Source organism: Mucilaginibacter mali, assembly GCF_013283875.1.
Lineage (GTDB): Bacteria > Bacteroidota > Bacteroidia > Sphingobacteriales > Sphingobacteriaceae > Mucilaginibacter > Mucilaginibacter mali.
The window spans coordinates 2,012,227-2,030,449 of sequence record NZ_CP054139.1 but is presented as its reverse complement, the minus strand read 5'-3'; the positions used below and the strand labels follow the sequence as shown (position 1 = coordinate 2,030,449).

Below are 18,223 nucleotides of genomic sequence, written 5' to 3'. Positions count from 1 at the left end.
AAATAACAATGATGAGGAAAATACCCGTAATACTTTTAATGCTGATGCTGCTGGCCCGGACGGCTTTGCTGGCACAGGACCATCAGTACTCGCAATTCTTCAATTCGCCGCTCTATCTTAATCCCGCGCTTAACGGCCAGTTTAACGGCGACCTACGCCTGAACCTCATTTACCGTAACCAGTGGACCAGTCTGCCCGGCGGCCCTAAATATTTAAGCGCTTCTATTGATTATAATATGCCCAATTTTGGCGGGGGCATTGGCCTGCTGTTTACCCGCGGTACCGAAGGGCCATCATATTTATTAAAAAATAATATTTCGGGCTTATATTCTTACAGCGTGGGGAACGATGATTTTGTGCTATCGTTTGGTTTGCAGGCGGGGGTAACCAACCGCAGTATCAATTTTAACAGCCTGGTGTTTAGCGACCAGATAGATCCGCGCCTTGGTTTCGACCCATCGCTGCTTACCGGCGCCGAGCCGCCTGTATTTAACAGCAAATTTTATTTCGATTCGGGCGCCGGCATTAACCTGGTGGCCGGCAACTTTATGGTTGGCGGCGCGCTGCAACACATCAACCGGCCCAACGAATCGTTCACCGGCGACAGGGCTACCGTCCCTATGCGTGGCACAGCGCACCTTAGCTATATTTTTGATCTGAATAAATATGATAATCTTGACGATGACGAGAAATCATGCATTATCCCTACGGTAGTCTATTTTAAACAGGCCAACCAGCAGCTGTATTCGGCAGGGATACAGTACAGGCGGCGCAGCATCAACGCGGGGTTATCCTACCGCAGTGGCGGCGGTACCGGCCCGGGCGCGGTGGTGATATCGGTGATATTCGATCTGTTTATTAATAAAGAAGGTGGCGAAAAGCTGCGTTTCGGCCTTAGTCACGATGCGCCGATGTCAAAAATGAGTTACACAAACACCAGTGGTACAACCGAGGGGAGTATCGGCTACGAAACTACTTTACCAAACCGCCCCGATCTGTTTCGCAAGTTCCAAAACGCGCATAGGTGTTACGATTTTTATTGAAATATTATTTCTTATTTATCATATTTGTTATCACAAAAATTAAAGTTGCATGGCAAAAACCAACTACGTTGATAGCAAAGCAGGTAAAAAGAAAACCGCGAAGAAGGCCGGCTGGGTACTGGTATTGCTGGGGATCATCTTTATTTTCATTTTACTTAAATTTGCCAGCAACAGCGGCTTGCGTTTCAGCACGGGTGGCTTGCCTACCGGCGATGAGGCTTTTGCCGTTGCTAAAGACTTTGTGAAAGCCACCGTACGATCGAGCAATGTTGATTTCCCCGGTTCGGGCTACCAGATCGGTAAAAAGTCTGATTCGGTATACGTCATCAAATCGGTGACAGAGCTTACCAGCGAAAACGGCGATAAGCGCCGCACCAATTTTAAGGTGATGATGGAATATCACGGCGGCAAGCAAACCGATATGAAAAACTGGTCGCTGCTCAACATCAGCGAAGAGCAATAACATACCCCTACTTCATTATATATATGAGCGAGCAACCCGAAGCTTTGGCCACCGCCAGGGCAACTATTACGCATACGCAATACAAAACCGTGATCACCAGCGGAGGCCATACGCTGATTGCCGACGAACCCGAAGACCTTGGCGGCACCGATTTGGGCATGGACCCAGAACAGTTACTGTTAGCCAGCCTGAGCGCCTGCACGGCTATCACCATGCAAATGTATATCAACCGTAAAATGTGGGTGGTAGACGAGATCATCATCAACCTGGCAATGTTCGCGACAGAAACAGGCACACTGATAAAAAGCAGTATCGACATAAAAGGAAACCTGAACGACGAGCAGAAGAAGCGCCTTCACCATATTGCCGATGTGTGCCCGGTACATAAGATATTAACGGGAGAAGTAGTGGTGGAGACGGTGCTGGTGTGACTCCTCCGCACGTCATCGTGAGCGATAGCGAACAATCCCCGATAGCAGAGCCGTCATACAAATTTGGGATGCTTCGCGATGCTCAGCATGACGAAACCAGTGACAAAAAAACGGACCGGAAATGCATCCGGCCCGCCTCAATCACTCTAAAACAATCACCTCTACTTTAGAAGTATCTTTATATTTGATCAGCCATCAGACTGATTAATACAGGGTTCAAATCTACAAATTATATAAGTGCTTATAAATAGTAAACCGGGGTTTTTACCGCTGGATGACAGAGCACTTACGGCATCATGACATTTTGCTTTTACCTGGCCAATCCTTTTACAAAAAGATCTATCAATACCAATCGTTTCTGGTAGATCTCCTCCAGGTGTTCCTTCAGCGGGAAGCCTGTTTTTTTGTGCGACATAGAACGTACGCGCACACCGTGCAAAGCGTCTAATATCAGGTCGACCATTCCGGCCGGATCATCTACAGGTTTTATAGCGCCTTTTTCTACGTCCTTTAATAAAGCAGCGCTCAACTGCTCTATTTCGGCCTGGTGCACACGGCCTATGTTTTCCCAAATTTCGGGTGGCAGGTTTTGTTCGTTCAGCCTAAAGAAATCGAAGAAGTTATAGTTGTTCACCATAAACTGGTGATGGGTATCTATCTGAGCTTTAAACGCGCTCAGCAGATCGGTTGAATGGCTTACCCGCTCGATCAGCGTACTGATAAAATCGGCGCAGAGCTTTTGCATTACGGCCACATACAGCTGGCTTTTATCGGGGAAGTAATAATAAAGCAGGGCCTTCGACATGGAAAGGTCGCCGGCAATTTCGTTCATGGTTGTTTTTGAATAACCATAATGCAAAAAACGCTGGTACGACGCTTCTAAAATCCGTTCCTTTTTAATATCCTGCTGATCTGGTCCTGAACCCATTTTTGACTTTAAAACTGATAATCCTGACTTTTTAAACAAAATTATCAAATTTTCTATACAATGGGTGATCTCCGCACAGAAGTGACTTTAAGCTTACAAATTACATGTCAATCTCACACTGATTCCGTGAGTCCCAAACCTGCCCCAAGTACGATGGCATCTTCAATACTGCCAATAACCGGGTCTATCATGTGGGCCTGTTTTACCAGCGCCCTGCGTAAATAAAAGCTGCCATAAGTTGCCGCCAGGGCCGTTATCCCGCCTAATAACGCGCCAGCGATGGCATTTTGCTTTGCCGATTTATAAATGCCTGCGCCGGCCAATGCCCCGCTCAATCCCCGTGATACTAAGCCGGGCAAGGCTATACGGTTAGGAGCCGACGGCATTTTATCGCCAATAAACTCGGCAATGGCCATCACGCTGAGCAGGTTGGCCGTTGTGCCCGACTCCATAAAATGCAGCGGCGAATGCCGGAGTTGCTTTGAATGCTTTTTATTAAGCATATTACTTGCAGCCGCCGGGGCCGACATGGCACGCATGCCCGCCAGTATGCCCAAGGTAATAACCTGTATATGTGGTTTAGTAATAACTATTTTCAAGGTAATATATGTGTTTGTTAATGCTACAACCCCTTACCGCAAAGGTTGTTTTATAATACATTATTTTAATTATGGAGAAACATTGTTTAAGGATAAGAGGTTAAAGGTTAAAGGTTAGAGGTTAGAGATTAGAGATAAGTTTATGAACAGAGCAGATAACGCGGCCGGGCAATTGGGTAATGCCATTGGCAAAGGCATATTGGCAGGGATAGCCGGAACGGCGGCCATCACCCTGTCGCAAATGATAGAGATGAAGATCACTAAGCGCAAACCCAGCCAGGCGCCGGTAAAAGTAGCATCGCAGATAACGGATGTAAAACCGGTGAACAAGCAGGCAAAAGAAAAGGTATCGCAGGAGATCCATTGGGCTTACGGAACCGCCTGGGGCATAGCGCGCGGCATTATCGGGTTAACCGGTTTAAAGGGACTACCGGCCGCGGCCGTGCATTTCGTCACCCTGTGGGGCACCGCATTGGTCATGATCCCTAAATATAAAGCCGGCCCGCCCATAACCGAAGAGGAACCACAGGCCATAGCCATCGACGCGCTTCACCACGCGGTATACGCGCTTGCGGCAGGCTTTGCTTATGATGCGTTAGATAGCGGACGCTGATTTAAGTGATTTCGTTGATTGTTACATAGAATCAGCGAAATCACCTAAAAATCAGCGGTCAATAATCACCATCAAATCATCCCAGGCATACCCCCCATGAAACTCGCCGTTGGCAGCGTAAAGCCGCCGGCCGCCCATTACCTCATGAAAATGGCAGCTGGGGTTACGCGGAGTGCCAAACAACACCATATTATCAATACCCATGCTTAAAAAACGTTCGGCTACTTTTGTAACCAGTTTTCGCCCCAACCCTAAATGATGATAGGCAGAGAGGAGGTATAACTTGTTTAACTCGCCACGATAAGCGGGGAGGTCATCATGCGCGTATCTTTTGCCGTAAGCAAAACCAATCAGATCTTTTTGCGGGTTTATCACCAAAAAGCAAAAATGATTGGCAGCCGGTTCATTAAACTTTTCCTCCCATTGGCTCAGGCGGGTTTCCAGCGTTGGTTTTCTTTTAACGTTCCAGTAAGTTTCGTTCCAGGTTTGTACGTGCAGTTTTGCCAGCAATTTAATATCATCTATAGTTGCTTCCCGTATCACAAAGTCGTCGGGCATATCACCGCGCTTGTTCATCAGCCGCATATTCTCTCTTTTAGATGGCCTGCCAAAGGCCGAAAGGTAACGCGCCGCGCTGTTCACGGTATTTTTTATAAAGGCTTTCATTGGCATATCAGTTCGGTGCCTTTATGTAATTTTTAGCTAAAAAAACATAAAAGGAGTACCAATATACGGGTTAACGTATCAAATATGCAACAGGTTGCCAATGGTATAAAGCTTTAATTATATTTACCATCGGTAAAATCCCGCTTTAGGGATATATTTTTAACCCAAATACCTCTAAAAAAACCGATGAAAATACGCGCTTCCCTGCTCTTTACTATTGCCGCTACGGTATTTTTCAACGCTCAGCCGCATGCGCAAAATCCTGATAGATCAAACACCACCGGCCAGGCCGAACGGGCTTATTTAGTAGGCGCCCTTACCCGCATTGCCGACCCATTGCTGGATGCCCTTAGCAAAAACCAACTGAAAAAGCTAATGCCGGTTGAAGCTAAAAACCCAAAGAACAATGCTTACAGCACGCATTTGGAGGGCTTTGGCCGATTAATAGCCGGTATGGCCCCCTGGCTGGAACTTGGCCCCGATAACACCCCGGAGGGTAAACTGCGTGAAAAATATATCAAACTGGTATTGGCCGGCATCCATAACGCTACCGACCCATCCTCGCCCGATTTTATGAACTTTAACCATGGCGGCGGTCAGCCCGTGGTGGATGTCGCCTTCTTTTCGCAGGGGTTGCTGCGCGCCCCGCATCAACTGTGGGACAGGCTGGATGCCGCTACTAAGGCCAATGTTATCGCCGCGCTGAAATCGTCGCGGGTGATCACGCCTAATTATTCAAACTGGTTGCTGTTTAGCGCCACTACCGAGGCTGCCTTATTAAAGTTTGACAAATACGGCGACCGTATGCGCATGGATTATGCCATAAAAGAGCACCTGAATAACTGGTACAAAGGCGACGGCGCTTACAGCGACGGCCCTACCTTCCACTGGGATTATTACAATAGCTTTGTAATACAGCCCCTGCTGGTGCAAACGCTGAAAACCATAAACGAGGCCGACAGCAGCCAAAAGGCCCCCTACCGCACCGCGCTATCGCATATTAAGCGTTACGCCGCCGTGCAGGAGCGCATGATATCGCCCGAGGGCACCTACCCTGTTATCGGCCGCTCGCTGGCTTACCGCTTTGGCGCGTTCCAGGCCCTGGCCATGGTAGCGCTGATGCGCGAACTGCCCGAGCACGTAAAACCGCAACAGGTAAGGTCGGCCTTATATACCATGATCAAGCGCCAGGTAGAAGCCCCGCAAACCTTCGATGCCAACGGCTGGCTACAGATCGGTATTTTCGGCCATCAGCCCAATATCGGCGAAAGCTACATCTCTACCGGGAGTTTGTACTTATGTTCTGAAGGGTTCCTGATGTTAGGCCTTCCTGCTACCGACGAGTTTTGGCAAGGCCCGGATGAAGACTGGACCGCAAAGAAAGTATGGAAAGGAATTGATGTACCGATCGATCATGCGTTGGATGAGCGGTAGGATTTGTTGACAAACGTCATAGCGAGCGATAGCGTGGCTATCCCCGATTTACAGAGCCAACATACATTACCCGACCTTGATATCGGGGATAGCCACGTCGCTATGACGACGGGTTACCTGAATATTACAAAGCCTAAATCCTTCAACACCCGCATTGCCGCGTGGTACCCGCACATGCCATGCACTCCGCCACCGGGCGGTGTTGATGCCGAACAGATATAGATCCCCTTAGCCGATGTGGTATAGGGTGAACGCCGCAACACCGGGCGCGTAAACAATTGGGTGATATCCATAGCCCCGGCATTAATATCGCCGCCGATATAGTTGGGGTTGTATTGCTCCATTTGCGCGGTGTTAAAAGTATGGCGTGCCAATACCCGTTCGCGGAAGCCGGGGGCGAAACGTTCTACCTGCTGCTCGATGGCATTGGTCATATCCATGGTCGATCCGGCCGGGACGTGGCAGTATGCCCAGGCGGTATGCTTACCCTGGGGGGCGCGCGTATCATCAAACAGGCTTTGTTGGGCCAGTAGTACAAAAGGCTTTTCGGGATGCCCGCCGTCCCAGGTTTGCTGTTCGCTGGTTTTTATTTCCTGCAAAGTGTTGCCCAAATGTACCGTTGCGGCTTGCCTGGCTTCGGGGGCTGTAAAGGGAATTGGTGCATCGAGCGCCCAGTCGATCTTAAAAACGCCCATGCCGTAGCGGTAGCGCTCCATCTGCCATTTGTAAATGGCCGAGAATTGATGCCCGGCGATTTGCAGCAATTGACGTGGCGTAACATCAAACAAAACAGCCTTTGCAGCAGGCAGTTGTTGAAGTGAGGTGATGTAAGTGCTGGTTTCTATTTTGCCACCCAGGCTTATAAAATGGGCAGCCAAAGCATCGGCAATTTTTACCGAGCCACCTTTCGGGAAGGGCCAGCCATTAAGGTGTCCGGCGGCCAGTAATACCATGCCTATTGCCGATGTAGCGATATTACTAAGCGGCTGTATACCATGCGCGGCCATCCCCGCAAACAGCCCCTTAGCTTTTTCGCTTTTAAACTGTTTAACTAAACGGGTGGCGGGCTGCAAAGCATCCAGCCCAAATTTAGCCATGCTGATAGGGTGTTGGGGAAAATGCAGCGGCGCTAAAAAATCGGGGGCGATATCGGGCCAGCCGTCAACCAATGGTTTAATTAGTTTTAAATAGGCTGATGCATCGGCACCTAACAGGCTGGCTGTTTCATCGATGGACTTTTTCAGCACAGCTGCCGTACCATCGTCAAAAGGATGCGCAGCAGCTGCGGGTGGATAGATATATTCGAGCCCGTATTGATGAAGCGGCAGGGTACTAAAAAAAGGGGAAGCGACGGCAAGCGGGTGTATGGCCGAACAAACATCGTGCAGGTAACCGGGCAGGGTTAGTTCCTGCGTACGCAAGCCCCCGCCAATTTTGGCCTTACCCTCTATCAGTAAAACCGAAAGACCGTTTTGCTGCAGCGATATTGCCGCGGCAAGCCCATTAGGCCCCGATCCTACTACTACTGCATCGTAATCCAATTTAATTTCGATTATTAAAAAGGCAAATTACTAAACAATAGGTTTAGTTTATTAATAAAAATCGGCCCCGTTCACTTCTATAGCCGGGGTGGTGGGCATGGTCCACATTTCTATTATGCCAGATGTATCTTCGTCGTTAGCAGCCTCTTCTTCTTCTACCGAAGTAGTATTGGTTGTATCAGCAGGCGATAACAGCACGGGCAGTATAGTCATCAGTTCCACAGCCTGGTAATATGTCAGTATCATAGTAAAGCGATGTATTTAATTGGTTTACTAATATACTTAAATCAGCCGATAATTGTTTGCCGTATGTATAATTTATTGTTGCGTAAATCAATTGTTACATTCGGCTATATCAGCTTTATTTGCCCGGCATGATAAGCCACATGCGCCGTGCGGTTCATCACCATGTTCAGCCGGTTGCGGCTTGGGTCGGCAGCAAAATCGGCCTCGTTTACCGAATTGTGCTTTTTAAACCATTCCTCAGCGCTTAGTCCTGCAAACAGGTTGGTCAGGTTACTATGCACATCGGCCCAGGCATTGCGCAGGTAGGCGGTATCGGGCATATCAAAGCTACTGTTGTCGGGGTTTTTAAGGAAGGCTTCATCCAAATGGGCGTATTTCCGTTCGGCCAGGCCAAGTGAGGCGCCCAGCATATCGTGATAAGCTACAAAATGGCCCAGCAGGTAAATCACCCTGTTCTTTCCCGGCGCTACCGGCTGTAAAAGCTGATCGTCATTAAAACCATCAAACATTTTTTCGATACGTCCTATCTGCAGGTTCCAGTTGCCAAGGGCCATCTTCACAAATAATTGTTGCTGATCCATTTTTTTAAGGTTTGTTTGTTTGATATAAAAGTAAACAGGCTTTTTCAGCTATCGGCACACTTTTGTTACATGTTGCAAATTTGATATTACCATGATGAAAAGGTAATTTAGAGCGATCGCAACTATTAACTAATTTAAATTTCATGAAAACCATTAACCGACCACTAAATGCCTGGCGACGGGCAAAACCATTGGCTTTTGGCTTGCTGCTTTGCACCGGCATAGCCTCGGCCCAATCTACCAAACCTGTTATTGATGCCATTATGAAGGAGGAAATGACCAACTCTCAGTTAGAGAAGCTGGCGCACGAACTCTTCGACCAGATCGGTCCGCGCCTGGTAGGCACCCCGCAAATGAAAAAGGCCAACGACTGGGCCGTTGAAAAATATAAAAGCTGGGGCATTGATGCCCGTAATGAAAAATGGGGCGAGTGGCGCGGCTGGGAACGCGGCATATCGCACATTGATATGATATCGCCAAGGGTGCGCTCGCTGGAGGGTACGCAGTTGGCCTGGAGCCCCGGCATGGGCAAAAAAACCGTAACTGCCGAGGTGATCCTGCTGCCAGACCTGGCCGACTCGGCAGCATTTAAAGAATGGCTGCCAAGTGTAAAAGGCAAGTTTGTAATGGTATCCAGTAACCAGGTAACCGGCCGCCCGGTTGATAACCTGCAGCAATTTGGCATGAAAGAAACAATTGCCAAGCTGGCCGAAGAGCAAAGGGCCGTAACCGCTGCCTGGGCGCAACGCATCCGCAAAACCGGGCTTACGGCCAAGACATTGCCGGTAGCGTTGGAAAATGCAGGCGCGGTAGGTATTATCACCAACACCTGGTCGGCAGGTTTTGGGGTGGATAAGATATTTGGCGCTAATACCAAAAAGGTACCAAGTGTTGATATTGCCCTTGAAGATTATACCCTGATGTACCGCCTGATAGAAGGTGGCGACAAACCGGTGATCACGATGCATTGCGAATCGAAGGAACTGGGCGTGGTACCAACCTTTAATACTATTGCCGAAATAAAAGGCAGTGAAAAACCGGATGAGTATGTAATGCTATCGGCCCACTTCGACTCGTGGGATGGCGCCAGCGGTGCTACCGATAATGGCACCGGTACACTAACCATGATGGAGGCCATGCGCATCCTGAAACTGGTTTACCCGCACCCAAAACGTACCATTTTAGTTGGTCACTGGGGCAGCGAGGAAGAAGGCTTGAACGGTTCAAAATCGTTTGTGGAAGATCACCCCGAAATTGTGAAGAACCTGCAGGCCTTGTTTAACCAGGACAACGGTACCGGCCGCGTGGTTAACCTGAGCGGACAAGGTTTTGCTGATTCTAAAAACTTTATCCCGCGCTGGCTGGCCCCTATCCCTGATACGCTAAAAAACCGCATCCGCACCAGTTTCCCGGGTTCGCCAAGCGGTGGCGGTTCGGATAACGCCTCGTTTGTGATGGCCGGCGCGCCGGGCTTATCGTTAAGCTCGTTAAACTGGTCGTACTTTAACTATACCTGGCATACCAACCGCGATACTTATGATAAAGTGATCTTCGACGATGTGAAAATAAACGCCATGCTGGCCGCTATGCTGGTGTACATGGCCAGCGAGGATCCCGAGAAAACATCAACCGCAAAAGCCGAAGGTGTAAGATGGCCAGCGCCGCAGAAACCGATACGCCGAGGCGGGCTGGATAAGTAGTAATGCTCACTAACCAATTCTGATCAAATCGTCATTGCGAGGAGTGAAACGACGTGGCAATCCCCGACTTCCAGAGCCGCTCTGCTTATCGGGGATTGCCACGCTATACTCGCAATGACGTATAGTGTAAATGCCATTTCAATCTGCGATTGAAATGGCATTTTTGTTTATACAAATCCACATTCATCCACACATACCGCCCAATTACCGATACATTTTACTATCTATGCCTTAATAAACCGTTGCTTTGCAATTATGCTACGCTTTAAAGCTAATTATGTAATACACACGGCCGGCTGGTTGCTGTTCCTGATATTCCCCCTGCTGTTCCTTAACGAGGGGCTTAAGGGTGGCATTACCTGGGTGCTGCTGATATCGCCATATTACTGGCTGTTCTGCCTCACTTATATGGGGATGTTCTACTTCAACCTTGGGTACCTGATCCCAAAGCTATTATTGCGCAGAAGGTATATTATTTACAGTCTTGTTATTTTGTTTTTGCTGGGCTTTGTATACTTTTTGCAGCCTTTTGATAAGCTGCTTACCCACAACCCACGTGTACAGGCCCAGTTGGCCATTGAAGCGCACCAGCGATATTTAGACAGCGTAGAGAACAGCCATCGCTATTTTGGCCCCCTGCCCCACCAGGACCTGCGCATGCAGGAGCCTGAAACAAAACCGGTATCAGGGATAGCTCCCTTACTGCAACACTCGCGCAATATCGATACGCTGAGTTTGGTCATCTTTGCGCTGATGATGGCCTTGAGCATTGCCATAGGCACCGTGCAGCAATGGCAAAGTACCGAGCAGCGCGTGGTAAAGGCCGAAGCCGAAAAAGCCAACGCCGAACTCTCTTTTTTGAAGGCGCAGATCAATCCGCATTTTTTATTTAATACGCTTAATAATATCTACACGCTTTCGGTTACCAATAGCGAGCATACGTCGGACAGCATTATGAAACTATCCAATATTATGCGCTACGTTACCGACGAAGTGAGCGAAGACTTTGTGCTGCTACAGGACGAGATCAATTGTGTGAACGATTACATCGACCTGCAACGCCTTCGCCTGGGTAAAAAAACAAAAGTTAACTTCAAGATCACCGGAAAGATCAGCACCCAGCGTATTGCCCCACTCATCCTGATCCCCTTTGTAGAGAATATGTTTAAATATGGCATCAGTAAACAGGAAGAAAGCACGCTGGATATCGAGCTGATAGCCGAAGCGCAAACCATTACCCTTTGCTGCGAGAACCGGATATTTCATAACCAGCCTAAAAACCCCGAGCGGGTGGGTGTAGGCATTGCCAATACCCGTCAACGGCTGGAGTATATCTATCCGAAAAAGCATTTATTAAATATTGAGGAAAAGAATAATATATTTAAGGTTAAGTTGACGCTGCATAGTTAAATAACGCCTGACACAAAACCACATCGTCATCCTGAGCGATAGCGAAGGATCCCCGATAAGCAAGTCTGCTCTTCATATTTGGGATCCTTCGCTATCGCTCAGGATGACGGGATTTTAAAAACATGACACCACTAAAATGCATAGCCATCGATGACGAGCCACTGGCGCTTGAACTGATGCGCAAGTATATCGCCAAATTCCCCACCCTGCAATTGGTGCAGTGTTTTGAGGATGCCATATCCGGCGCGGAGTTTTTGGCTAAAACCCCTATCGACCTGCTTTTTGTGGATATCAATATGCCTGATATTACCGGTATCGATCTGGTGCGTTCGCTGGATCCGAAGCCGATGGTGATCTTCACCACCGCCTATAAAAACTTCGCCTTTGAGGGTTTTGAACTGGAAGCGTTGGACTACCTGCTTAAACCCATCGATTTGACCCGCTTTGGCAAGGCGATTGAAAAAGCTGTCGATTTTCAGCAATACAAGTCCAGCCAGGTTAACACCATGCAGCAGGAAAGCCTTTATGTATATTCGGAGTACCGGATGGTTAAGATCAACCTGAACGATATTGAATATATTGAAAGTATGGAGGATTATATTAAGATCCATACCGGCACATCCTCAAAACCGGTGCTAACCCTGATGCCACTAAAAAAGGTTTTAGAAAAATTGCCGCCCGATCAGTTTCAGCGTGTACACCGCAGCTTTGTAGTAGCCGTGGGTAAGATCAAATCCATCCAAAACCGTAAGATACAACTGGCCAGCGCCGAATTGCCCATCAGCGATAGTTATAGCGCCTTTGCTAAAGGGTGGGTAAAGAAATAGATCAGGCTGCTTTAAACCTGTCCTTTATATTTAAGAACTTCCTTTCAAAAAACTGGTACGATGTATAAGCAACAAGCAATAGTAAGGGCATATTAAACCACCAGGCCCCGCCATATCTAAAAATATGTTGCCAGGGCTGCTGGTGTGTAAACAATTGCTGCCAAACATAAATGCTGTAGGATAAAACGCCCACCTTAACTATTATTTTGTTTGACAGTAAGCGCCCCAGAAAATCATGACGGGATAAGCACAAATAAATAACGCCACTGATAAAAATGGCAAATACTATCTGGTTCGTATAAGTGCTGGGCACCAGTACCGGGCAAAATATCCTGAAGATTATAGCTGTGATCAAAATCAAGGTGCTTAAATAATAAGCCCTGGTTTTACCACCAGGTTTAAGCACTTGTTTAAACACCAGCAAAGCCGTTAGCGAACCAATAAGTATGGCCAATGTACCATTGCCTAAAATTACAACTACAGCCACACTAATTTTATGTACCCAATTATTAGCATAAAACACCCCGATATTGTGATAAACTAAAAACTGTAAAACGGGTACAGCTAATAATAGTGCCGCGGCTGTTATTATATATTTACGTATGCTTTTAACCAATATAAACGGAAACATAAGGTAAAACTGCTCCTCGACACCCAATGTCCAAAAATGAGCGGATGACCATGACGTGTCGCCTTTATAAAAGGTAATATTGTGGATATACAGCAGCGATGAAAGAAAGGATATGAGCGGGACATGCAGCTTAAAAACAATATTTAAAGCAACCAAAACGGCCAAATAAAGGTAAGCTACCGGCACAATCCTGAGGATACGCCTGATATAAAAATATCTTAACGAAACACTTCCCTTTATTACTTTTTCCTTTAAAAGTAATGTGGTGATCAGGAAACCACTGAGTACAAAAAATATCTCTACACCGGTTAGTCCTATATTACCTGCTTTTTGTGTATCAAAAAAAAGATGCCCGGCTAAAACAAATAAAATAGCGACACCGCGCAAGCCGTCTAAAACCGGAAAATATTTTTCATCAAGTATAGCCGGTACATGATTAACAGGGGTTTTAAACAACTGATGGATATTTATAGGCATTAACAATGATAATAAAATTCGGATTTACAAATCACAAAAATAAAAATCCGTTCGCCGATACATTGTCGCTGTTCATCTACCTTGTTGCTCAATATATTTTAATTAAGCATTTTAAAAGCACGTAACCCCGCGTTTACTTTAAAATGAAAAAGATCCTCACCTGCCTGTTGGCCCTTATCCTGTTAATTATTACAATTGGCCGGCGCCGAATTGCCTATTAGCCACAGTTATAGCGCCTTTGCCAAAGGCTGGGTGAAAAAGTAAATTAAACCGCCTTAAACTTATCCTTTAATTTCAGGAATTTGCGCTCGTACAGGTAGTAGGAAGCTATTGATACGATCAGCAACAAAGGCATGTTGAACCACCATGCATCTGCATATTTAAACGCGTGCTGCCAGGGTTGGCTATACGTAAATAATTGCTGCCAGATGTAGATGCTATAGGATAACACGCCAACCTTTACTAAAACGGGGGTTGACAGCAGTTGGCCCAGCAAATCGTTAAACGACAGGCACAGGAAGATAACTACCGCTATCAGTATCGAAAAAATGATCTCACTTAAAGACACATTTGCCATCAGCACAGGGTATTGGGCATTGAAAATAATGGCCGCTATAAAAACAAGTGTGCTTAGCCAATGGGCATTTTTTAGTTTGACGGGTTTTAGTGTCCCGTTAAATATTAATAATGCCAGTAGTGAGCCAATGAGTATAGACAAAGTTCCGTGACCAAATAATATGATAATGGCCATGGCCGCTTTATGCACCCAGTAGTTTGAATACAAGACCCCTACGTTATGGTAACTTAAAAACTGCAACAGCGGGATGCCGATAATTAATACCACGATCAGCTTAAAATATCGGCCAAAATTTTTAACCATTAGCAAGGGAAACAGGAGGTAAAATTGCTCCTCGATGGATAAAGTCCAGAAATGATCGGTTAACCATGCGTTGTGGCCGTAGTTGATAGGGGTATTCCGGAAGTAAAACACATCGCTTAGGAAGGCGATGGCCGAAATTTGCAGATTGAAGATATAGTTTAAAACACCTATCACCAACAAATACAAATAAGCTACGGGAAGTATGCGCAAGGTCCTGCGTATATAGAAGTTGCGTAAGGATATTTGTCCGTTGCTCACACGCTCTTTCAACAACAGCGTAGTGATCAGGAATCCACTCAAAACAAAAAATATCTCAACCCCGATGGCGCCGTTAATGTATTTGTTGGCCGGTGTATAGATAATGATATGGCCAATTACCACAAATAGTATGGCAACAGCACGAAGCCCATCTAAAACGGGGAAGTACTTTTTGTCGACTATCTCGGGGATATGGTTACCGGGTATCTTAAACAAGTGATTTGGGTATGAGATAAGCAATAATAATAAAATAGCCTTTATTTAAGCCATAAATATTTAAATCCCCGTTCGCCGATACATTACCCCTGTTCATCGGCACCCTGTTGATCAATATATTTTAATTAAGCATTTTAAAAGCACGTAACCCCGCGTTTACTTTAAAATGAAAAAGATCCTCACCTGCCTGTTTGCCCTTATCCTGTTAATTATTGGGGTCGCCTGGTTTTGCCTTACCGATATTTTCACCTCATCAAAACAAGTGAAATAATTTTTTTCGGGTATTACCGAAGGATTTTCCCCGCCTTATCGTCTCAAACCGGCAACTGATTAATAAGCCGTTTATTGCATCTTTACAATACTTTTCGTCGATACATTATCGCCATTGGCCGATACATTCGTAAAAAAAGTAAGATATTAGCCCGACCTTCATATCATAATTTAAACCGGTCGCCATTTAACTAAACGCGGCATATAAACCCTGATTAAACCCGAGATGAAACTAAAAAAAAATATTGCCACCAGCGAGAATGGTTTTATTTTCAACCCTTCCACGGGCGATTCCTTTAGCAGCAACCCTATAGCTGCCGAGATACTGGCCCTGATGAAAGCCGGCAAGGATTCGCTGGAAATTAAACAGCAAATACTGGATACCTACGATGTTGACGCCACCCAACTGGAGCGCGATTGGGAAGATTGGGTACTGCAATTAAAAGATGCCAACCTGTTAGAGCAATAAGGCGATGGTAAAAACTTTTACAAATAAGCCTTTAGTGATCGGTGTTACCGCCCTTAACGCCGTGGATAGCCCCGGCCCGGGTGTAGCGGTGATCCGCGCCCTGCGTGAGGGTTTGGACAGGGAGTTGAGGATCATCGGCCTCTCTTACGAATCGCTGGAACCAGGTGTATACCTGCACGACCTGGTTGATAAAACCTACCAGATCCCCTACCCATCTGCCGGAGCTGAAGCTTTAGCTGAACGCCTGCAATATATTCATAGTAAGGAAGATATCGACATCATCATCCCTAATTTCGATGCTGAACTGTACAACTTTATCAAGATCAGCCCGCAGCTGCGTATAATGGGCATCCACACCTTTTTACCTACCCACGAAGCATTAGAAGCGCGGGATAAAGTGAACCTGACCAAATTTGGCAAGAAGTATAAGTTGGTTGTACCTCAGGATCTGGTGATCCATAAAGCCGATGACCTGAAAAAAGCCGCCGAAGAACTGGATTACCCGCTGGTAGTAAAAGGTAAATATTACGAAGCCTACGTTTGCCACAACCTTGAACTGGCCCAAAAGGCTTTTTACCAGTTGAGTGCCAAATGGGGTACGCCTATCATTGTACAACAATTTATAAAAGGCACCGAGATCAACATTGCCGCTTTGGGCGATGGCGAGGGTAACTGCATCAGCATTATCCCTATGCGCAAACTGTATATCACCGATAAGGGCAAGGCTTGGGCGGGTATCACGATTGAAGATAACGACCTGCTTGAACTGGCACGCCAATTTACCAAAGCCACCAACTGGCGCGGCGGTTTCGAACTGGAAATTATGCGCGATAACAACGGCAAACTATACATTATGGAAGTTAACCCGCGTTTCCCGGCATGGATATACCTAAGTGCCGGAGCCGGACAAAACCAGCCCGCGGCCTTAACAAAACTGGCCTTAGGCGAAAACGTTAAACCATTTGAGGAATACCAGGTGGGCAAAATGTTTATACGCTATGCCTGGGACCATATTACCGATGTAAGCGAGTTTCAGCAATTATCCGCCTTTGGCGAACTGTAGCTAAAAGCAGAAAGCTGAAGGCACAAAGCCCGAAGCAACCCTAATTGATTATAAACGGATATTAAAAAAAAGCTTTCAGCCTTATGCTTTAAGCTTTCAGCTTAAAAAAGATGAAAAAATTAAAGTACGAACGCCCGGTCATCAAAAAAATGAATGCCGGTTTGATGAATAAATTCGGTACTCGCACCGAGTTTCAGCCAGTAAAGCATATTGACGGCGTGCCGGTAACTCAATTGATAGCTGAGTACGGCTCTCCCCTGTTCGTATTGTCAGAAAAGCAGATCCGCCGCAATTATCAGTCGGCCGCGCGTTCGTTCAAAACACGTTACCCAAAGGTGCAGTTTGCATGGAGTTATAAAACCAATTACCTTAACGCTGTTTGCAATATCTTTCACCAGGAAGGCAGCTGGGCCGAGGTAGTGTCGGGCTTTGAATACCACAAGGCCTTAGGGAATGGCGTAGCGGGTAACCATATCATTTTCAACGGCCCTGATAAAAAGCGCGAGGAATTGATACTGGCGATAGAGAACGATTCGCTGATCCATATCGATCACTTCGATGAATTATATAACCTGATAGAGATTTGTGAAGAACTGAATAAAAAGCCCCGTGTAGCTATCCGCATTAACCTGGATACCGGTGTTTACCCACTGTGGGACCGCTTCGGCTTTAACTACGAGAACGGGCAGGCCTGGAACGCCATATCAAAAATTGTTGGCTCGGGTAAAATGCAGCTGGTTGGCCTGCATTGCCATATCGGTACATTTATGCTGTCTACATCGGCTTATGCTATTGCGGCCAGCAAGCTGTGCGAACTGGCCATGCGATGCAAAAATTTGCTGTATACCCCTATTCAATACCTCGATCTGGGCGGCGGCTTCCCGTCAACAAATACTTTAAAAGGCGCTTACTTACCAGGCGTGGATACCGTACCATCAGTTGATGATTTTGCCGAGGCCATTACCACCGTGATTTTAGGCTACGGCTTTAAACAGGAAGAACTGCCCCTACTGATACTGGAAAGTGGTCGCGTGCTGATAGATGATGCCGGTTACCTGCTGGGCAGTGTAATTGCGAACAAACGTCTGAGCGATGGCCGCCGTGCCACCATTATGAATTTTGGGGTAAACACCCTGTTCACATCCTTTTGGTACGAGCATAAGATAAGCCCTGCGCAGGATTTTAACCAGCATACCGAAGACATGGTTCTATACGGCCCTTTATGTATGAACATTGACGTAGTGCGCGACAGCGTTAACTTGCCGCTGATGAACCCCGGCGACCATGTAGTGGTGCATAAAGTTGGCGCCTATAACATGACGCAGTGGATGCAGTTTATCAGCATGCGCCCATCGGTGGTGCTGATAGACGAGCAACAGAACGTGCACCAGATACGCCGTGCCGAGAACCTGGAATACATAGAATTAATGGAGCAGGTACCCGCCCACCTGCAACAATTTAAACTGGTTTAAAATTT

At 46.7% G+C, this 18,223-nt stretch carries 19 protein-coding genes; 11 read left to right on the top strand and 8 right to left on the bottom strand.

Translation table 11 applies throughout. From position 1 onward, the window contains the following. Positions 1-8 precede the first annotated feature (8 nt). From HQ865_RS08550 to HQ865_RS08540, 3 genes are read left to right on the top strand one after another with little or no spacing between them, the layout of a single operon-like run. Positions 9-1,043 carry a PorP/SprF family type IX secretion system membrane protein gene (locus HQ865_RS08550; RefSeq protein WP_237073776.1) on the top strand — a complete coding sequence of 345 codons (1,035 nt, stop codon included), beginning with the start codon at positions 9-11 and terminating at the stop codon, positions 1,041-1,043. Positions 1,044-1,092: 49 nt separating this feature from the next. Beyond that, the gene (locus HQ865_RS08545) at positions 1,093-1,506 is read left to right on the top strand and encodes a hypothetical protein (protein WP_173414495.1); all 414 of its coding nucleotides are present in this window, start codon (positions 1,093-1,095) and stop codon (positions 1,504-1,506) included. Positions 1,507-1,529: 23 nt separating this feature from the next. Beyond that, on the top strand, positions 1,530-1,937 hold the full coding sequence (locus tag HQ865_RS08540; RefSeq protein WP_173414494.1) for an OsmC family protein: 408 nt from the start codon (positions 1,530-1,532) through the stop codon (positions 1,935-1,937). A gap of 310 nt (positions 1,938-2,247) precedes the next feature. On the opposite strand, the gene HQ865_RS08535 is transcribed toward HQ865_RS08540, so the two are convergent. Beyond that, positions 2,248-2,865, bottom strand: a complete 618-nt coding sequence (locus HQ865_RS08535) for a TetR/AcrR family transcriptional regulator (RefSeq protein WP_173414493.1) — start codon at positions 2,863-2,865, stop codon at positions 2,248-2,250. Between the two features lie 113 nt (positions 2,866-2,978). Further along, a complete protein-coding gene (locus HQ865_RS08530; protein WP_173414492.1) occupies positions 2,979-3,464 on the bottom strand; it encodes a DUF4126 family protein in 486 nt (161 codons plus the stop codon). 142 nt (positions 3,465-3,606) lie between these two features. Between HQ865_RS08530 and HQ865_RS08525 the strand changes: the two genes are divergently transcribed. Next, on the top strand, positions 3,607-4,077 hold the full coding sequence (locus tag HQ865_RS08525; RefSeq protein ID WP_173414491.1) for a hypothetical protein: 471 nt from the start codon (positions 3,607-3,609) through the stop codon (positions 4,075-4,077). A 51-nt stretch (positions 4,078-4,128) separates the two neighbouring features. Here HQ865_RS08525 and HQ865_RS08520 read toward each other — a convergent pair whose 3' ends face one another. Further along, positions 4,129-4,743: a GNAT family N-acetyltransferase gene (locus HQ865_RS08520; protein ID WP_173414490.1), complete on the bottom strand. Its 615-nt coding sequence runs from the start codon at positions 4,741-4,743 to the stop codon at positions 4,129-4,131. A 186-nt stretch (positions 4,744-4,929) separates the two neighbouring features. Between HQ865_RS08520 and HQ865_RS08515 the strand changes: the two genes are divergently transcribed. After that, positions 4,930-6,177 (top strand): DUF2264 domain-containing protein, encoded by a 1,248-nt coding sequence (locus tag HQ865_RS08515; protein ID WP_173414489.1) that lies wholly within the window; start codon positions 4,930-4,932, stop codon positions 6,175-6,177. Positions 6,178-6,290: 113 nt separating this feature from the next. Here HQ865_RS08515 and HQ865_RS08510 read toward each other — a convergent pair whose 3' ends face one another. From HQ865_RS08510 to HQ865_RS08500, 3 genes are all read right to left on the bottom strand, one after another. Beyond that, positions 6,291-7,724, bottom strand: a complete 1,434-nt coding sequence (locus HQ865_RS08510) for a phytoene desaturase family protein (protein ID WP_173417754.1) — start codon at positions 7,722-7,724, stop codon at positions 6,291-6,293. Positions 7,725-7,769: 45 nt separating this feature from the next. After that, a complete protein-coding gene (locus HQ865_RS08505) occupies positions 7,770-7,964 on the bottom strand; it encodes a hypothetical protein (protein ID WP_173414488.1) in 195 nt (64 codons plus the stop codon). 104 nt (positions 7,965-8,068) lie between these two features. After that, positions 8,069-8,545: a DinB family protein gene (locus HQ865_RS08500; protein WP_173414487.1), complete on the bottom strand. Its 477-nt coding sequence runs from the start codon at positions 8,543-8,545 to the stop codon at positions 8,069-8,071. 143 nt (positions 8,546-8,688) lie between these two features. Between HQ865_RS08500 and HQ865_RS08495 the strand changes: the two genes are divergently transcribed. The 3 genes from HQ865_RS08495 to HQ865_RS08485 all read left to right on the top strand — a co-directional run bounded on the left by HQ865_RS08495 (position 8,689) and on the right by HQ865_RS08485 (position 12,482). After that, positions 8,689-10,245 (top strand): M20/M25/M40 family metallo-hydrolase, encoded by a 1,557-nt coding sequence (locus tag HQ865_RS08495; protein ID WP_173414486.1) that lies wholly within the window; start codon positions 8,689-8,691, stop codon positions 10,243-10,245. Positions 10,246-10,500: 255 nt separating this feature from the next. Continuing rightward, positions 10,501-11,655 carry a sensor histidine kinase gene (locus HQ865_RS08490; protein WP_173414485.1) on the top strand — a complete coding sequence of 385 codons (1,155 nt, stop codon included), beginning with the start codon at positions 10,501-10,503 and terminating at the stop codon, positions 11,653-11,655. A gap of 122 nt (positions 11,656-11,777) precedes the next feature. Next, a complete protein-coding gene (locus HQ865_RS08485) occupies positions 11,778-12,482 on the top strand; it encodes a LytR/AlgR family response regulator transcription factor (RefSeq protein ID WP_173414484.1) in 705 nt (234 codons plus the stop codon). A gap of 1 nt (position 12,483) precedes the next feature. Here HQ865_RS08485 and HQ865_RS08480 read toward each other — a convergent pair whose 3' ends face one another. Then, complete coding sequence (locus tag HQ865_RS08480) at positions 12,484-13,590, bottom strand: acyltransferase family protein (RefSeq protein WP_173414483.1); 1,107 nt, start codon at positions 13,588-13,590, stop codon at positions 12,484-12,486. A gap of 265 nt (positions 13,591-13,855) precedes the next feature. Next, on the bottom strand, positions 13,856-14,944 hold the full coding sequence (locus HQ865_RS08475; RefSeq protein WP_173414482.1) for an acyltransferase family protein: 1,089 nt from the start codon (positions 14,942-14,944) through the stop codon (positions 13,856-13,858). Between the two features lie 496 nt (positions 14,945-15,440). Here HQ865_RS08475 and HQ865_RS08470 point away from each other — a divergent pair, with 496 nt between their 5' ends. The 3 genes from HQ865_RS08470 to HQ865_RS08460 all read left to right on the top strand — a co-directional run bounded on the left by HQ865_RS08470 (position 15,441) and on the right by HQ865_RS08460 (position 18,218). Then, complete coding sequence (locus HQ865_RS08470) at positions 15,441-15,683, top strand: PqqD family protein (RefSeq protein ID WP_173414481.1); 243 nt, start codon at positions 15,441-15,443, stop codon at positions 15,681-15,683. 4 nt (positions 15,684-15,687) lie between these two features. Next, the gene (locus tag HQ865_RS08465) at positions 15,688-16,746 is read left to right on the top strand and encodes an ATP-grasp domain-containing protein (protein ID WP_173414480.1); all 1,059 of its coding nucleotides are present in this window, start codon (positions 15,688-15,690) and stop codon (positions 16,744-16,746) included. Positions 16,747-16,856: 110 nt separating this feature from the next. After that, positions 16,857-18,218 (top strand): type III PLP-dependent enzyme domain-containing protein, encoded by a 1,362-nt coding sequence (locus HQ865_RS08460; protein WP_173414479.1) that lies wholly within the window; start codon positions 16,857-16,859, stop codon positions 18,216-18,218. Positions 18,219-18,223 lie beyond the last annotated feature (5 nt).

What these genes read in the sequence shown, in the direction of transcription:
- HQ865_RS08465 (WP_173414480.1), top strand. Translation starts at nt 15,688, where the DNA reads ATGGTAAAAACTTTTACAAATAAGCCTTTAGTGATCGGTGTTACCGCC.
- HQ865_RS08470 (WP_173414481.1), top strand. Translation starts at nt 15,441, where the DNA reads ATGAAACTAAAAAAAAATATTGCCACCAGCGAGAATGGTTTTATTTTC.
- HQ865_RS08525 (WP_173414491.1), top strand. Translation starts at nt 3,607, where the DNA reads ATGAACAGAGCAGATAACGCGGCCGGGCAATTGGGTAATGCCATTGGC.
- HQ865_RS08500 (WP_173414487.1), bottom strand. Translation starts at nt 8,545, where the DNA reads ATGGATCAGCAACAATTATTTGTGAAGATGGCCCTTGGCAACTGGAAC.
- HQ865_RS08505 (WP_173414488.1), bottom strand. Translation starts at nt 7,964, where the DNA reads ATGATACTGACATATTACCAGGCTGTGGAACTGATGACTATACTGCCC.
- HQ865_RS08520 (WP_173414490.1), bottom strand. Translation starts at nt 4,743, where the DNA reads ATGAAAGCCTTTATAAAAAATACCGTGAACAGCGCGGCGCGTTACCTT.
- HQ865_RS08485 (WP_173414484.1), top strand. Translation starts at nt 11,778, where the DNA reads ATGACACCACTAAAATGCATAGCCATCGATGACGAGCCACTGGCGCTT.
- HQ865_RS08495 (WP_173414486.1), top strand. Translation starts at nt 8,689, where the DNA reads ATGAAAACCATTAACCGACCACTAAATGCCTGGCGACGGGCAAAACCA.
- HQ865_RS08480 (WP_173414483.1), bottom strand. Translation starts at nt 13,590, where the DNA reads ATGCCTATAAATATCCATCAGTTGTTTAAAACCCCTGTTAATCATGTA.
- HQ865_RS08490 (WP_173414485.1), top strand. Translation starts at nt 10,501, where the DNA reads ATGCTACGCTTTAAAGCTAATTATGTAATACACACGGCCGGCTGGTTG.
- HQ865_RS08460 (WP_173414479.1), top strand. Translation starts at nt 16,857, where the DNA reads ATGAAAAAATTAAAGTACGAACGCCCGGTCATCAAAAAAATGAATGCC.
- HQ865_RS08515 (WP_173414489.1), top strand. Translation starts at nt 4,930, where the DNA reads ATGAAAATACGCGCTTCCCTGCTCTTTACTATTGCCGCTACGGTATTT.
- HQ865_RS08550 (WP_237073776.1), top strand. Translation starts at nt 9, where the DNA reads ATGATGAGGAAAATACCCGTAATACTTTTAATGCTGATGCTGCTGGCC.
- HQ865_RS08545 (WP_173414495.1), top strand. Translation starts at nt 1,093, where the DNA reads ATGGCAAAAACCAACTACGTTGATAGCAAAGCAGGTAAAAAGAAAACC.
- HQ865_RS08540 (WP_173414494.1), top strand. Translation starts at nt 1,530, where the DNA reads ATGAGCGAGCAACCCGAAGCTTTGGCCACCGCCAGGGCAACTATTACG.
- HQ865_RS08535 (WP_173414493.1), bottom strand. Translation starts at nt 2,865, where the DNA reads ATGGGTTCAGGACCAGATCAGCAGGATATTAAAAAGGAACGGATTTTA.